The organism is Clostridium sp., assembly GCF_021443865.1.
Taxonomy (GTDB): Bacteria; Bacillota; Clostridia; order Clostridiales; family Clostridiaceae; genus Clostridium.
This window is the reverse complement of record NZ_JABUTB010000008.1, coordinates 11551-28254: the sequence shown is the minus strand read 5'-3', so window position 1 is coordinate 28254 and position 16704 is coordinate 11551. Positions and strand designations below refer to the sequence as shown.

General features: G+C 26.0%; 12 protein-coding genes. 11 read left to right on the top strand and 1 reads right to left on the bottom strand.

Features of this window, described 5'->3' with window-relative positions:
• Positions 1 to 73 precede the first annotated feature (73 nt).
• Positions 74 to 1966 carry an N-acetylmuramoyl-L-alanine amidase gene (locus tag HUJ77_RS02645; RefSeq protein WP_291707021.1) on the top strand — a complete coding sequence of 631 codons (1893 nt, stop codon included), beginning with the start codon at positions 74 to 76 and terminating at the stop codon, positions 1964 to 1966.
• Positions 1967 to 1996: 30 nt separating this feature from the next.
• Here HUJ77_RS02645 and HUJ77_RS02640 read toward each other — a convergent pair whose 3' ends face one another.
• Positions 1997 to 3493, bottom strand: coding sequence for a cell wall-binding repeat-containing protein (locus HUJ77_RS02640; RefSeq protein ID WP_291707035.1), 1497 nt, complete (start codon positions 3491 to 3493; stop codon positions 1997 to 1999).
• Positions 3494 to 3713: 220 nt separating this feature from the next.
• On the opposite strand from HUJ77_RS02640, the gene HUJ77_RS02635 reads away from it, so the two are divergent.
• From HUJ77_RS02635 to HUJ77_RS02590, 10 genes are all read left to right on the top strand, one after another.
• A complete protein-coding gene (locus HUJ77_RS02635; protein ID WP_291707020.1) occupies positions 3714 to 5129 on the top strand; it encodes an oligosaccharide flippase family protein in 1416 nt (471 codons plus the stop codon).
• A 96-nt stretch (positions 5130 to 5225) separates the two neighbouring features.
• Positions 5226 to 6311 (top strand): glycosyltransferase, encoded by a 1086-nt coding sequence (locus HUJ77_RS02630; RefSeq protein ID WP_291707019.1) that lies wholly within the window; start codon positions 5226 to 5228, stop codon positions 6309 to 6311.
• A gap of 36 nt (positions 6312 to 6347) precedes the next feature.
• Positions 6348 to 7673 (top strand): polysaccharide biosynthesis tyrosine autokinase, encoded by a 1326-nt coding sequence (locus HUJ77_RS02625; protein ID WP_291707018.1) that lies wholly within the window; start codon positions 6348 to 6350, stop codon positions 7671 to 7673.
• A 14-nt stretch (positions 7674 to 7687) separates the two neighbouring features.
• A complete protein-coding gene (locus HUJ77_RS02620) occupies positions 7688 to 9394 on the top strand; it encodes an asparagine synthase-related protein (RefSeq protein ID WP_291707017.1) in 1707 nt (568 codons plus the stop codon).
• Positions 9387 to 10646, top strand: a complete 1260-nt coding sequence (locus HUJ77_RS02615) for an oligosaccharide flippase family protein (protein WP_291707016.1) — start codon at positions 9387 to 9389, stop codon at positions 10644 to 10646. The genes HUJ77_RS02620 and HUJ77_RS02615 overlap by 8 nt, the downstream gene beginning before the upstream one ends.
• Before the next feature lie 16 nt (positions 10647 to 10662).
• On the top strand, positions 10663 to 11826 hold the full coding sequence (locus HUJ77_RS02610) for a glycosyltransferase family 4 protein (protein WP_291707015.1): 1164 nt from the start codon (positions 10663 to 10665) through the stop codon (positions 11824 to 11826).
• 178 nt (positions 11827 to 12004) lie between these two features.
• Positions 12005 to 12883, top strand: coding sequence for an O-antigen ligase family protein (locus HUJ77_RS02605; protein ID WP_291707014.1), 879 nt, complete (start codon positions 12005 to 12007; stop codon positions 12881 to 12883).
• 196 nt (positions 12884 to 13079) lie between these two features.
• Positions 13080 to 14138 (top strand): glycosyltransferase, encoded by a 1059-nt coding sequence (locus HUJ77_RS02600; RefSeq protein ID WP_291707013.1) that lies wholly within the window; start codon positions 13080 to 13082, stop codon positions 14136 to 14138.
• 186 nt (positions 14139 to 14324) lie between these two features.
• Positions 14325 to 16181 carry a nucleoside-diphosphate sugar epimerase/dehydratase gene (locus HUJ77_RS02595; RefSeq protein ID WP_291707012.1) on the top strand — a complete coding sequence of 619 codons (1857 nt, stop codon included), beginning with the start codon at positions 14325 to 14327 and terminating at the stop codon, positions 16179 to 16181.
• A gap of 35 nt (positions 16182 to 16216) precedes the next feature.
• A partial coding sequence (locus HUJ77_RS02590; protein ID WP_291707011.1) for a sugar transferase occupies positions 16217 to 16704 on the top strand: 488 nt, incomplete at its 3' end.

Sequence of the window (16704 nt, the reverse complement as noted above, 5' to 3'; positions counted from 1 at the left end):
ACTGTTAATTGAATATAATTTTATTGTAGTATATAATTTATATTGTCATTTATGTAGAAAGGTGGGGGAGCGTGTGAAATTAAGTAAAAATTATACGAAATTAATTGCAGTTATATTATTAGGTACTGTTTTTAGTTTTGTAGTACCAACTTTTAATTATAAAGCTTATGCTAATACTTTAAGCAGTTCTGAAAAAGTAGAAGCTATGCTGAAGGAAATAATTAATGAGTATGGTGAAGATAACATAATATTTGATGATGGAATTGTTTTAGAAGAAGATGAAGTAATACCTTTAAATAATTTATCAGAAGATCAAAGCATTAATTGGACAAGTATGGATAATGGTATTTTACAAGTTACTGAGGATAGTGTAAAACCTGTATCTTCAGGAACTACTTTTTTAATTGGGGAAAGTAGTGGAAAGTATTATGTTAGACAAGTTTATGTATCAGAAAATACAATTTCAGCTAGAACTTCATATTCTAGCTATAATAACTATAATGCTAGAAAAAGTCAATATGTAGTATATTTAGATCCAGGCCACGGTGGTAGTGATCCAGGATCAAGTGGAAATGGAATAATAGAAAAGAATCTTAATTTAAGCCTTGCTCTAAGAGTTAGAGATAAACTTCAAAGTATGGGTATTGCTGTTTATATGAGTAGAGATACAGATAAGTTTGTTTCTTTAGAGGATATTGCAAAGGGTGCAAATGCAGTTAATCCAGATGTTTTTGTATCAATACATCAAAATTCATTTACTGATCCTTCAGCAAATGGTATTGAAACATATTGGTATAAGGCAGATATTGATAAAAAATTAGCAAGTAATATACAAAGCCAGCTAGCCGCTAATACAAATGCAAAAGATAGAGGTGTAAAAACTCAACCTTTTTATGTTATTAAAAATACTAATATGCCTTCAGTACTAGTAGAATGTGGATTTATTTCTAATCCTGATGAAGCTAATCGCTTAAAAAATTTAGATTATCAAAATAAAATTATTAATGCAATAGCTGATGGAACTTATAATTTCTTGAAGAATAATGTTAGTTTAGATGCTTTAGTGGCTGAAAGAGTATATGGAAGTACTAGGTATGAAACCTCATATAACTTATTTAATAAGGGATGGCAAACATCAGATACTGTAATTTTAGCATCAGGAGTAGATTACCCAGATGCGTTAACAGCTACACCTTTAGCAGGCAAATATAATGCTCCTATTTTATTATCAAAAAATACTACGCTTGATTCACAGCCGGATTTAAAATTAACATTGATTAATAAGAGGGTTAAGAATGTAATTATAGTAGGTGGACAAACTGCTATTCCACAAGTTATTCAAGATCAAATCGCTGCTCTTGGAATTAATGTTAGAAGAATTGGTGGAAGTGACAGATATGAAACTTCTGCTTTAATAGCATCTGAGATTGGAGTTAATAATGGGGAAGTTGCGTTAGCTTATGGATTAAGCTTTGCAGATGGATTATCAATAGCTTCTATAGCAGCTAAAAAACAAATGCCTATATTATTAACAAAAAATAATATAATTCCAAATGCAACAAAGAATTTTATAAATAATAATAATATAAATAAGACTTATTTGGTTGGATCAACAACTGTAATTTCTGAACAAGTTGCTTCTCAAAGTAAAGGACCAGAGAGATTAGGTGGAGCAAATAGATATGAGACTAACTCAATAATATTTAATAGATTTAAATCAGAAATTAATTTAAGTTCTATTTACATAGCTTCTGGACTATCATTCCCAGATGCTTTATCAGCTTCAGCAATAGCTGCAAAGAGTGGTAACTTTGTATTGTTATCTAATATAAGACAATCTGAAATAACAGTCAGAAACGTTATTACTGATGCAAAACCTTATCTAAATAATATTTATGTTCTTGGTAGTAATGTTGTAATTTCAGATAATATTTTAATTGGATTAGGAATAGATATTATAAGATAATAAAAATGGAGCTGATTTACAGCTCCATTTTTATATGCCTGATAAGTGTAAAAAAGAAGAAACTTTAGGATCAGAAGTTAGACATCTAAATAATCCAGGAACGGATTTAAATCCAATTCCTTCTCTTATCATATCTTTATTATCTAAAATATATTCATTACAAGCATTTAAAACTTTATTTTTTTCATTTATACTGTCTGATACACTTTCTATAAGGTCAGCTTCAGGAATTTTATTTACCTCAGATTGAGGAATAAAAAATCTACAATCTTTAATAAATCCATTAATATATAAGTTATTTAATAACTGGCCTGTAGCTAAATGTTGTGGATGCGTATCATATTTATAACTATGAGTAATGTGAGTTACATTGTTAAAATTACTTTCAAAATAATCTATGGTATTAACTATAATATTTTTATTAATATTATTTTCAGGTTGCCCTAGTAGTTTTATATTACTTTCTAAAACACCTAATTGGGATAAGGCAGCTTTAAATTCATTTATTCTAAGTGCTATTTTAGTTTGATTATCAATATTTTTATATCTACTCCAGTTAAAGACTTCAGAGCCTGTCCCATCAGTTATTAATACAACATATACATTTTCTTTTCCTACGGCTTCAATGGCATCTACTATAGTACTTCCTGCAAAGAGTGTTTCATCATCTTGATGTTGAGTATAAAATACTACAGTATCTCCAAATAAATAGGATTTAGCTCTATTAACTGCAGTTGTATTAATATTTCCAAAAATAGTTGCACTTTTTGAACCAGCTATAACACTTTTATCAGAATCATTTGAAATAAGCACAACAGGTTCTTTTAAAGCAGATGAAGTGAGAGCATCAATTAAAACATCAGATTTACTTAAGTTAACATGTGTTTTATTAGGAAAAAACTTATTTATAACATTTTTATTAGTTTCGAATCTATTTATCCCAGAAATTCTTTCAGTAAAAGTATCAAAATATGAATTTATTACTGTAGCACCACCTATGGAATATGATGTTACATTTCTTCTATATGTAGTACTTTGTCCATTTGTAAGTATTACAGGATTTTGTCTAGAAGCAGCCACAGGAGCTATGCTCATTGCATCAGCCTCACCTTTTAGACCATTTACATAATATATTTCGTCAACACCTTTTATATTTTCTATTTCATTTGCAACAGCTATTGAAGTATCATATCTATTAGCTCCAGATAATCTTTTTACCATTTTACCCATATTTAACAACTGAGTTTCTATTTTTGCTGATATAACAGTTTCACCACCAACAATATATATCTTATTGGCTATTTTTAGCCTTTCAAGAGTAGTGTAAGGTATAGAATTATCCCTTGTTAATAGTATTGGTGAGTTTAAAGTTCCACTTAATCCACTAGCAGATAAACCATCAGCAGTTGAGAGTCCATTAACTAATATTGCTGTAGTATAATTCATTGTATCAGCAATTATTGCTGCTGTTTCATACCTATCATAACCATTTATATAATTTAAATCTAGTGAATAAGTTTTAGATATAAATAGATTTGATGTAATGGTTATGAAGAAGAAAAGTTTTATTAGTTTTTTTTTTCATATAATATCCTCCAAGGTTAAATTATGACAACTTGTATATTATAATATAAATAAAAGTTTAAAAGTATTCTAAAAATAAAAATTTAATAAATATTTTAATTTTAATTACTTTAGTTGTGGTAATATATAATGAGGTCAAAAAATAATTGAAGAGGATAAATAAATGAAGGGTTTGTTTAAAAAATTTATTGAATTTGCTATTGGAAATGGAATCGTATTAGTTTTAGGTTTTATTTCATCACCTATAATTTCTAGATTAATAACTCCAGAGCAATTAGGAAAAGCATCTATGTTTACAACTTTTACAAGCTTAATTATTGTAGTTGTAATGATGGGAATAGATCAAGCGTACATAAGATATTATTATGACGAAGATGAAAATAATAGGGGAGGGTTATTAGGTAAAAGCTTATTTGTAACAATATTTCTAAACCTCATAGTAACGGGGATTATACTATTTTTCTATAAAAGAATATCAATATTTATAGTTGATGAAGTTTCATTCCCAATAGTTTTATTAATTTTAATTCACACTGTTTTTAGCATAATTTCAAATTTTGCTATGATCCATGTAAGAATGAAACAAAAGGGCAAGTTATACTCATTATTAAATGTAGTTAACAAAGCCTCTTATTTAATTTTTATAGGTTTGTTATTTGTAATTTTTAAGGATAATTATATGACTATAATTATTGCAACTATCCTATCTAATTTAGTAAAAACATTATGGGCTATAATCAGTGAGCGAAATGATTGGAAAAGAATTAAATTAGTAAATAAAGTTAATACTACAACTAAAGAACTTGTAACATATGGAACACCATTTATATTTTCTATGGCAATAACGTGGGTATTTCAATCAGTAGATAGAATTTCACTAAGGATATTTAGTACTTATGAAGAAATAGGTCTATATACTGGAGCAATGACTATTATTGCATTATTGAATAATTTCCAAGGTGCTTTTACTACTTTTTGGACCCCGGTGGCTTATGAAAAATATAAAAACAATCCTGAGGATATAAAGTTTTTTAGTAATATAAATCAAATAGTATCAGTAGCTATGTTACTTCTATCAGTAGGTTTAATTGCTACAAAAGACATTGTTATTGGATTGTTAGGAGTAGATTATAGAGGAGCACAGTTTATATTTCCTTTCTTAGTCTTCATGCCAATAATGTATACTATTTCTGAAACTACTGTTCTAGGAATAAACTTTAAAAAGAAGACAAAATATCATGTTTATATAGCTAGTTTTTCAGCTATATTCAATATAATAGGCAATATAATATTAGTTCCATCATTAGGAGCTAAAGGAGCAGCAATATCAACGGGACTTTCTTATATAGTTTTCTTTATATCAAGAACATACTATGGAAATAAGTATTATAATATTAAGCTTCACTTAAGTAAATTCTGGATTTGCACAGCATCAGTATATATATTGGCTACATATTCTAGTATATACAAATTTAATTATGTAATTTTACTTTTAAGTATATTTAGTGTTGTATTAATCATGTTTATGTATAGAGATATAATTAAGGAAATAATTAAAGCTATTTTTAAAAAGAAATAGCTTTATAGACAATTTATACATAAACATATTATAATTAAGAAAAATATAATGCCTGTTTAGGCAAAATTTAAAGAGTGCTCTTTTGTGAGGTGTGTTATGAGAATATGTTATTTAGGGGATGCAAATAGTATTCATACAAAAAAACTATGTTGTTTTTTTAGAGATAAAGGATATGATGTATCTGTAATTTCGTTAAATGATGGAGAAATAGATGGAGTAAAAGTTTATAGTATGGAAATGAAAATTGAAAATCAGGGGAATTCAATTTCTAAAATCAGATATTTAAAGAATATCATGAAAATTAAGAAGATAATTAGAAATATAAAACCTGATATTTTACATGCACATTATGCTACAAGCTATGGATTAATTGGAGCTCTTTCTAAATATAAGCCATATATAGTTTCTGTATGGGGAAGTGATGTTTATGATTTTCCTAATAAATCTTTTATTCATAAAGCATTGCTTAAATATAATTTGAAAAAAGCAGATATAATATTATCTACTAGTAGAGCTATGGCAAAAGAAACTAATAAGTATACAGATAAGAATATTCTAATAACTCCATTTGGTGTTGATATAGATATGTTTAAACCTAATAAGGCTAATAAAGAAAAAAATAGTGATATAGTTATAGGAACAGTTAAAACATTGGAAGATAATTATGGAATAGAGTATTTAATAAGAGCTTTTAATATTATGCTTAAGAAAAATAAAAAATTGAATCTTAAATTAATAATAGCTGGAAAAGGAAGTAAGGAAGTTGAATTAAGGAAGTTATGTAAAGAATTTGATATAGAAGAATATGTGGAATTTTTAGGGTATATAGATCAGAAAAAAGTTCCAAGGGTGTTTAATAGTTTTGATATAGCAGTTTTTCCATCTATATTTGAAAGTTTTGGAGTTGCTGCTGTTGAAGCTGAAGCCTGTGGAATACCAGTTATAGTTTCAGATGCTGAAGGTTTAATGGAAGCAACAAGTTCAGAATATTCAAGCCTAATATTTAAGAAAAGGGATATAAATGATTTAGTAAATAAGATAGAAACTTTAGTATATGATAATGAATTAAGGGAAATCATGGGGATTAATGCAAGGAAATTTGTAGAAGAAAATTATAATTATATTGATAATTTTAATTATATGAATAGTATCTATTTAGATTTAACAAAAAAATTAAATTAATAAATTTATTTAAGCATTGTAAAGGTAGGTATAAATATGGAACCAGAAATATTAAAATTTGAAGATATATTAAGAGGATGTATGAAAAGATGGAAGAGTATATTAATAGTTGCTATTTTTACAACTATATTAGGTGCTTTAGTATCTGGAACATCTAAAGAAACTATAACATATCAAGGGAATTTTAAAACTTTGATTAGAAGTGATGTAATAGTAACTGATAATGGAACAGTTGTAAAAAAAGAACCAAACTTAATACAAAACTTAATAGAACTTATGAAAACAAGAAATTTTGCTGAAAATGCAATAAAAAGAACAGACTTAAATTTAACTGCACCACAGGTATTAGGTGCACTTACTTTAGTTAATATTGAGAGATCTGATTTTGTTCAGGTTAAATATTCAAGTGAAAATGAAGAACAAACTAAAAAAATTATTACTGCTATTAGAGATGAATTATTAGATGTTGCAGAAGATTATAATGAAGATGCAACAGTTTCTATAGAAGAAAATGTTGGAATTATCGAGAAAGCTGATATAAGAAATAATAAAATACTTATAGTTATAGGATTTGTAGGTGGTTTTGGATTAGCCTTTATAGTTTCATTTATATTAGAATGTATCAATAAGACTTTTAAAACTAAAGGAGAAATTGAAAGAGAACTTAAATTACCTATAATTGTTAATATTCCTAAAATTAAAAAAACAAGTCCTAAATTAGTATCTAAAAATACAACTGACTTTGATTTTAACAAGGCTTTTAATTCATTAGCTGCAGAAATAAAGTATGGTAAAAATAATAGTAAAGTAAAAAGTATAGCAATTACATCTTCAGTTAGCGGAGAAGGAAGTACTATAGTTGCTATAAATCTAGCTATAGCTTTAAGTAATTCTAACAAAACACTTTTAATTGATACTAATTATAATAATAATAAAACAAGTGAGATATTTGGAATTAATTCAAATATTGGATTGAAAGAAGTTATATTTGACCATGATAAACTTGAAGATGTAATAGTAAAGAAAAATGATAACTTACATATAATCTCAACTGGTGATGTAAATGTAAATACTATGTCTTTATTAGATTCAAAAGTATTTGATGAATTATTAAAGGAACTTAATAAAGATTATGATTATATAATAGTAGATACTCCAGCAGTTCAAGCATCAGCCGATACTAAATTATTGTTAAGAAAAGTTGATGGAAGCATACTTGTTGTTAAAGCTGAATCCACAAAGAAGGATATTATAAAATCTACAATTAATGATATAAATAACTTAAGTTCGAATCTAATGGGTATAGCTTTTAATTTTGGAGATAGATTTAGAAATAAATATTATACTTATAAGATTAAATGATTGGAGGTTATATAATGAGAGGAAGTACTTTAATTTCTTCAAGAAGAGTTAATGAAAATATAAAAAATGAATTTGACTCAATGTCTGGAGAAGGATACATTATCTATAAAAATTTTAATAAAAAGTTTGAAAAAGAAAAAGTATTTAGTGAATCAAATGATTTAGTAGCAGTGATAGATGGTGTAATATTAAATAATGATAAATTAAATAAACAATATAATAGTAAAGATAATTTTGATTTAGTAAGTAAAATGTATAAAGAAAAGGGAATAGATTTTGTTAAGGATTTACGTGGGAATTTTTATGGAGTAATTCTTGATAAATTAAGAAATGAAACTTTTGTATTTACAAACCATTTAGGAAATAAACCAGTTTATTACTATTATGATAAAGAAAAAGAAACTTTTGTAGCAGGAAGTGATCTTTTTAATATAATAGAAGCTTTAAAAAATCTTGGTATTAAGGTTAGTATTGATGAAGTTGGAGCTTATTATATGTTAACCTTTGGATATATGATTGCAGATACAACCTTAGTAAAAGAAATTAAGAGAATAGAGCCAGGAACAATATTAACATTAAAAGATAATTCATTAGAAAGTAAACAATATTTCTTCTTAGATAATGAGAATTATTTAAATGATAGTGAAGATGAAATAACCTATAATATGAATGAGCTTTTTAGAGAATCTATTAATATGGCATTTAAAAAAGATATGGATAATGGATATAATCATATAGCTTATTTAAGTGGTGGATTGGATTCTAGAATGGTTTCAATAGTTGCAAAGGACTTAGGATATGATGATATTACAACTATAACTTTTTCAGAGAATTATTCAAGGGATGAGAAAATTGCTAGAAAAATAGCAGCAGATTTTAAATTTGATAGTATCTTTAAAAGTTTGAATAATGGAGAATTTTTAAAGAATATTGATAAAGCCGTAGGAGCTAATTTTGGACAAAATATATATTCAGGTGCAATTCATTTAGTTTCAGCCAATGAAATTATAAATTTTGAAAAGTTTGGTTTTATTCATAATGGAAACTTAGCAGATGTTATGCATGGAGATTATATTTCAGCTCCAAAACATACTAGTCCTGAAATTGGAAATTGGATGTATTCTAGAAGATTTAAAAATAAGGTTGAACATATTAATCCTTTTGTTAAAGAAAAGTATGGGAATGAAGAAAGATTTGCTATCTATAATAGAGGCATAAATGGTATGTATAATGGATCAGTAAGTTCCTTAGATATATCTGAAACTAGTGAACCATTTACTAATGCTGATTTAATTTCATATTGTGGTAAAATGAAACCAGAATATAAATATAAAGAAGCATTATTCTTAAAGATGATACAAAAATATTATCCAAAAGCAACAAATTATAAATGGCAAAAATGGAATTTAAGACCTACTGAATTTAATACTAAATTTATGGGAACTTTTGCAGGAAAAATGTTTAGAGTTATTGATGGGCAAATACAATTACATTTTTCTCAAGGGAATAATATGAATCCATTTAGTAAATGGTATAGTGAAAATGAAAGTTTAAGGGATTTTATTAACAACTATGTTAAAGATAATATCTGGATATTAGAAGATTATCCTGAAATAAAAATGGATTGTGAAATAATATATAAAGAAGGAAATGTTATTGAAAAAACACAGGTAATGACATTACTTAACTTTATGAAAAGGATAAGGAATATTTATGAATAAAGAAGATATTAAATCAATATTAAGTAAGGGATTAATTCAAATATTTAGTGCTAATTTTATTAATAAAATAGTGCAGTTTATGACTGTGCTATTTCTTACTAATATTATTTCAGTAAATGAATATGGAGCATTTTCTTATGCTCAAAATACAATGAGTTTTGCTTTATTACTTGAAGGACTAGGTATTACTTCTGGAATATTACAATATTCAAGTGTAGAGAAGGAAACTAGAGATAAGTATAAGTTTTTTAGTTTTGGAATTAAAATTGGATTTGTCTTTAATGTTTTAGTAAGTGTGGCATTGATGGTTTATGCTTTTTGGGGACCTGTTGCCATTGAATCAAGTAGACAATACCTACTTATTATGTCCTTTATACCAATATTAAGTATAACCTATAATGCAATTCAAGCTTATTTAAGAGCATCCCTTAGAAATAAGGAATTTAGTAGAATAACAGTCTTTAATACATTTATATATTTTATAGCTACAGTTTCTTTATCTTTTTTAATGGGAGCTAATGGTTTAATTTTAGGAATGTATATTGCTTATTTTAGTACTATTTTATTAGGTGCATATTTTATTAGAGAAGATATTAAACTATTTAAGTTTACTAAAATAGATACAAGAGATTCTCAAATAAAGTTTTTGAAGTATTCTATAATTACAGTACTTAGTAATGCTATGTCTCAAATTCTATATTTGCTAGATACTCAATTAGTAGGAGTGTTTACTAAGAATGAAGAAATATTAGCTAGTTATAAAGTTGCAACTACAATACCTTTTAATATCACATTTATCCCAATATCATTATTGATATTTGCTTATCCATATTTTGCACAGAATAAAGATAATAAACAGTGGGTAAAAGAAAAATTATCATTATTAACTAAAGGTTTGGGAATTGTAAACTTATTAATAAGTTTAGGGGGAGTTATTTTAGCCAAACCTATATTTCATATAATATTCCCTAAATATATGGATGCAATACCTTCTTTTAGAATTCTTATGATAGGATATTTTATTTCAGGTACTTTTAGAATACCTTATGGAAATATATTAGCTAGTCTAGGTGATGCAAGAGCTAATTTGATAAATGCAATCTTTTCAGGAGTTGCAAACATAATTCTTGATATCATATTAATAAAACAATATGGAAGTATTGGAGCAGCATATGCGACTCTATTAGTATTTATAATATCATCAATTATTCATTATGTATTTATAAAAAGGCATATAAGTAGAATTAAATAGAATCGGAGGATAAAAAATGAGAGTATTATTATTACCTTCCTGGTATCCAAACGATAAAAAACCTCTTAATGGAATTTTTTTCAAAGAGCAAGCAGAAGCACTTAATAAAGAAGGCGTTGAAGTAATTGTATTAAGTATAAATATTGAGGATATAAGAAAAATAAATTTTAAAGGAAAGCTTAATAGTTTAGAAATATCTAATGAAAATGGTATTAAGATTTATAGATATAATACTTACAATTATTTTCCAAAGATGCAAGAATTATATCTAAAATATTATTCAAAATTATTAAAAAAACTTATGAGAATAATATCTGAAAATGAGGGGTATATTGACTTAGTACATATTCATTCAGCCTTAGATATTGGAATTGCATATAGTATAGCCAATATTAATATGCCTTATGTTATAACTGAACATTCAACTAAGTATTCAAGAGGACTAATTAATAACACTCAAAAAAAATACCTAGGAAATGTATTTGAAAATGCTGAAAGAGTATTAGTTGTAGGAAATGGATTAAAAAAAGAAGTTTCTAAATATATAGATATTAATAAAATAGATGTAGTACCTAATTTAGTTAAAATGCCTAAAGTGAATACTGATAATATTAAAAAAGATGATTCAGAAAAATTTAGGTTTTTTAGTTTAGGATTCTTAACTTATAAAAAGGGAATGGATTTATTAATTGAAGCTTTTAATTTGGGAAAAGATAATTTTAAGAATGTTGAACTATTAATTGGTGGTTCTGGTGAGGAAATTAAGAACTTAAAGGTTTTAATTGATAAATATGATTTAAGTGATAACATCTATTTACTAGGAGAATTAAATAGAGAAGAAGTTGCTAAGAATATGCAAGAATGTGATTGTTTTATATTGGCAAGTAGGTTTGAGACCTTTGGAATAGTATATATTGAAGCTATGAATTATGGTAAGCCTGTAATAGCTTCAATAACAGGGGGGCCAGATACATTCTTAAATGAACAATGTGGAATATTAGTAGAAAATGAAAATGTTGAAGAAATTAAAAATGCTATGATTAAAATGATCTCTAATTATTCTAAATATGATAAAGGGTATATTAGTAAATTTTGTGAAGATAACTTCTCAGAAAAAGTTATAGCAAATAAAGTGATTTCTATATATAGAAAGGTAATTGATAATAAAGATGTTACTTAGAGTATTATTGTATAATGTGTTTTTTAATGTGTTTGTATTATTTATTAATACATCAATTAGCGATGCATTATTTGAAAGGTTTTATATAAATCCTAGCATAATTAGTATATCGAGATTATTTATAAATATGATATTTATTCTGTTAATGCTTTATTATATATTAACAAAAAGAATTAAGTTGAAAATATATGAGGTAATCATTATATTTACTTTAATAGTAGGTGGAAGTATTTTATTAACACCTGAAAAATTTGAAGCAATTAAGGTTTATATAAATTATATAGGGTTATTATCATATTTTATAGTAGCATTTAATATTTTAAATAAGGATAGAGTTATTCTTTATCTAAAAAACTATTGTAATGTTTTAATGATACTTGAAATAATATCTATATTTATATTTAGAGATATAGGTTATATGGATAATTCAAATGTTATTAGAGGAATTCATTTAAGTAGAAGCACATTAACTATTTATTTGAATTTATGTATATTTGTTTATATATATTATTTATACCTTTTTAAGAAAATTAATAATAGAATAAATAAAACAGCAGTATTTATGATGTCTATAAGTATACTTATGGTACTGCTATCTAAAAGTTCTACAGGGATTTTAATTATTGCTTTATTTTTACCAGTATTTATATTTATAAAAAATGATAAAAGATCAAATATATTATTAATAATATCTGCTATTTTTTCTTCCTTACTTCCTATAATTAATTTTAATTCATCAATTTTAAATAGTATTGTAGGAGGAGTATTCAATAAAAATATTTCCTTTAGTGGGAGAAGATATATATGGGATTATGCTTTAAGTCATTTTACAACTAATCCTTTTATAGGAAATGGCTTTAATAGCATAGATTCATTATTTAAAGGTAAAGTTATACCTATTTATGAAAGGGCTGCAGCACATTCTCATAATGGATTTTTAGAGGTTTTTCTTCAAAATGGATTTTTAGGATTAATATTAATACTTATAATTATATTTATATTTTTTAAAAGCATTATTTGTTTTAGTGAATATGAAAAAAGNGGCTTGAAGGGGTGATATATAGTGGAAGGCAGTAGCACTGGTAATATACATTTTAGTGAATTTGAAAAAAGGTTATTAAAGACTTATATAATTATATTTATAATTTTTAACTCCATGGAGCCATATTTATTACAAACAGTATCAGGTTGTACTTTTTGGTTAATTGGAATTTTTATAATTATATATAATAAAAAAGGCAGGGAGCAAATAAATGAGTAAAAGTATATTATATATAACATTTGTAGACTTTAATGAGCAAAAGAGTGGGTCATCAGTTAGGCCTAAAAAAATATATGAAGCTTTAAATAGAGCAGGTTTAGAGGTTCAATTGCTAGAAGGGCAACAAAATAGAATTTATGACCGTTGGAAAAGGGTATTTAAATATTTTAAAGAAATTAGGGGAAAAAAATTTGATATTTGTTATATAGAACCACCTTCTGGACCAATATTTAATTTATGTGACCACTTACTAATGTTATATATAAGCAAAATAAAAAAGGTTCCAGTAGGGGTATTTTATAGGGATGCTTTTTGGAAATTATCAGAATACTACTCAAATAAAGGATTAAAGTCTAAAATAATTATTTTAATGCACAAATTTGATTGGAAATTAATTAAATATGTGAGTAAAGTTATATATTTTCCTTCTGAAACATTTGCTAATTATTTTGATTTTCCTAATAAAGTAATATTGATGCCGGGTGCAGAGAAAATAGAGAATCTAGCAAATGGAGAGGATAATTCATTTATTTATGTAGGTGGCTTAGATGGACTTTATGGTTCAAATTTATTGTTAGATTCATTTAAAATGGCTTATAACAAGAATAATTTGCTGAAATTAAATTTAGTTTGTAGAGAAGAAAATGATATAATAAAAAAATATAAAGATGAAGATTGGTTAAATTTATATATAGGAAAATCTGGGCAAAAAGAATTGAAAAAGATATATAATATATCGAAATACTCAATAATTTCTTTAATTCCAGGAATATACAGTGATTTAGCAGTTCCTATAAAGTTGTTTGAATACATTTCTTATGAAAAACCAATAGTATCTACAAATTGTTTAGAAATTGAAAAAATAATAAAAAAATACGATATAGGTAAAATAGCACAGGCTGATATTATTAGCCTAAGTAATGCAATTTTAGATATAACAAGTGATGTAGATAGTTATAATAAGTATAAAGATAATATAAGAACAAATGTATTAAAAGAAGAAATGTGGGATAATAGAATTACTATAATTTTAAATACTCTTTTAAATTAAGTATGCTATTATGTTTGCTATTAAGAACAGGTTTATAGCTTGTTCTTTTATTGTGTACTACATTTAATAAACAGATAGATTTATAGACAATATAATAATGTTAGTAGTATAATTATATAAGTAAATTTTAATATTAATTAAACTAATTAGTAGAAATCTTCTTATTTTGAGAAGAGGAGGAAAATAATGAATAGGCTTAAAACATTTGTACTTGTAGTAATAGATATATTCTTAGTTAATATGGCGTACTTGCTAGCTATTAATATAACAGCTTATGAGAGATTTACAGAATTTGCAACAATATATGAACAAGATATGATATTTGTTACAGTTGCATATATTATATGTTTTGCATTATTTAAGATGTATAGTTCTCTTTGGCATTTAACAGGAACTGATGAATTTTTACTAGGTGTAGGTGGTGGAATTCTAGCAGGAGCAATAGTTATTTTGTATACCAGAAATTTTGGCTCTACTATACCTTTAAATGTATCAGTAATAGGAACAATGCTAGCGTGTATTTTTACCTTAGGATATAGAATTTTATATAGGGTTTATAGAAGAGCATTATTATATATGCCATATAAATATGCAAGTGATCAAGAAAGAGTTATGATTATAGGAGCAGGTTCTGCAGGGACTATGATAATTAACGAAATGCTTTCAAGAAGAAATCTTAAATTAAATCCTATCTTATTGGTAGATGATAGAGATTTCAAACAAGGAAAGCGTATTAGTGGAGTAAAAGTTGAAGGAAAGAGAGAAGATATAGTTAGATTAGCTGAAGAAAAAGAAATTGATACTATAATTCTAGCAATTCCTTCTATAGATAATGAAAATAAACGAGAAATTTTAGCTATATGCAAAAAAACAAATTGTAAGGTTAAGATAATTCCTGGTATATATGAAATAATATCTGGAGAAGCAACAGTTAGTAAAATTAAAGATGTAGAATTAGAGGATTTACTTGGAAGAGATCCAGTTGTCCTTGATAATAATGGTATTTCAAATTATTTAAATAATAAAGTAGTATTGGTGACTGGTGCAGGTGGATCCATTGGATCTGAATTATGTAGACAAATAGTTCCTTTTGGACCTAAAAAATTAATTTTATTTGATATTTATGAAAATACAGTTTATGATATTCAAAATGAACTTAAGGATAGATATCCTAATATAAATATGGATGTATTAATTGGGTCTATTAGAGATAAAGATAGATTAGAAGAGATATTTGATAAATATCATGTGGATGTTGTATTCCATGCAGCAGCGCACAAACATGTTCCTTTAATGGAAGATAGTCCAAAAGAAGCAATTAAAAATAATGTCTTTGGAACATTAAATCTTGTTAGAACGGCTCATGAACATAAAATTGATAGATTAGTTTTAATATCTACAGATAAGGCTGTAAATCCAACTAATATAATGGGAGCTACTAAGAGACTTTGTGAGATGATTATTCAATCCTATAATACAATAAGTGAAACAGAGTTTGTAGCTGTTAGATTTGGTAATGTATTAGGAAGTAATGGATCTGTAATTCCATTATTTAAGAAGCAAATTCAAAATGGTGGACCAGTAACTGTAACTCATAAGAATATAACTAGATACTTTATGCTTATTCCTGAAGCAGCACAGCTAGTTTTGCAAGCTGGATGTTTTGCTAAGGGTGGAGAAGTATTTGTGTTGGATATGGGAAAACCAGTTAAAATATATGATTTAGCCTTGGATTTAATTAAACTTTCTGGTTTAGAGCCTAACAGGGATATAAAAATAAAAGTAACAGGATTAAGACCAGGAGAAAAGCTATATGAAGAACTATTAATGAGTGAAGAAGGTCTTCAAAATACTGAGCATAATAAAATATATATAGGAAAGCCAACCTTTGAAAGTATAGATAGTTTAAATAAAAAGTTAGAAGAACTTAAAGAAGTATTAAATGAAACTAATGATAAATTAATTAAAGAAAAAATGAAGCAAATTGTTCCAACCTATAAGGAACCCTCAGAAGTAAATGAGGCAGCTGTTACAGAAGAATAAATAATAGTAAATATGAATAAAGTAGAGGATAGATAATGAATAAATTTAATCAAATAATAAAAAGAATATTTGATTTCCTAGTATCTTTATTGGGAATAGTTATATTATCACCAGTATTTATAATAGTTAGTATTGCAATAAAAATAGATTCTAAAGGAAGTATATTATTCTTACAAAAAAGAGTAGGTAAAGATGGAAGAGAATTTAATATTTATAAATTTAGAACTATGGTAACTGATGCTGAAAAGCTTGGAAAGCAAATAACTATAGGTAATGATAGTAGAATAACAAAAGTGGGGGCATTTCTTAGAAAATTTAAAATAGATGAGCTACCTCAATTATTTAATGTTTTATTAGGAGATATGAGTTTAGTAGGACCAAGACCAGAAGTTCCTAAGTATGTTGCTTTATATAATGATGAACAAAAAAAAGTTTTAAGTATTAGACCAGGAATCACTGATATGGCATCTTTAAGATACAAAGATGAAAATGATATACTTGGAAAAGTAGATAATCCAGAAGA

Bases quoted from the DNA above. Each gene is read 5' to 3' on its own strand.
- HUJ77_RS02635 (WP_291707020.1), top strand. From the start codon at position 3,714: ATGAAGGGTTTGTTTAAAAAATTTATTGAATTTGCTATTGGAAATGGA.
- HUJ77_RS02630 (WP_291707019.1), top strand. From the start codon at position 5,226: ATGAGAATATGTTATTTAGGGGATGCAAATAGTATTCATACAAAAAAA.
- HUJ77_RS02625 (WP_291707018.1), top strand. From the start codon at position 6,348: ATGGAACCAGAAATATTAAAATTTGAAGATATATTAAGAGGATGTATG.
- HUJ77_RS02620 (WP_291707017.1), top strand. From the start codon at position 7,688: ATGAGAGGAAGTACTTTAATTTCTTCAAGAAGAGTTAATGAAAATATA.
- HUJ77_RS02615 (WP_291707016.1), top strand. From the start codon at position 9,387: ATGAATAAAGAAGATATTAAATCAATATTAAGTAAGGGATTAATTCAA.
- HUJ77_RS02610 (WP_291707015.1), top strand. From the start codon at position 10,663: ATGAGAGTATTATTATTACCTTCCTGGTATCCAAACGATAAAAAACCT.
- HUJ77_RS02600 (WP_291707013.1), top strand. From the start codon at position 13,080: ATGAGTAAAAGTATATTATATATAACATTTGTAGACTTTAATGAGCAA.
- HUJ77_RS02595 (WP_291707012.1), top strand. From the start codon at position 14,325: ATGAATAGGCTTAAAACATTTGTACTTGTAGTAATAGATATATTCTTA.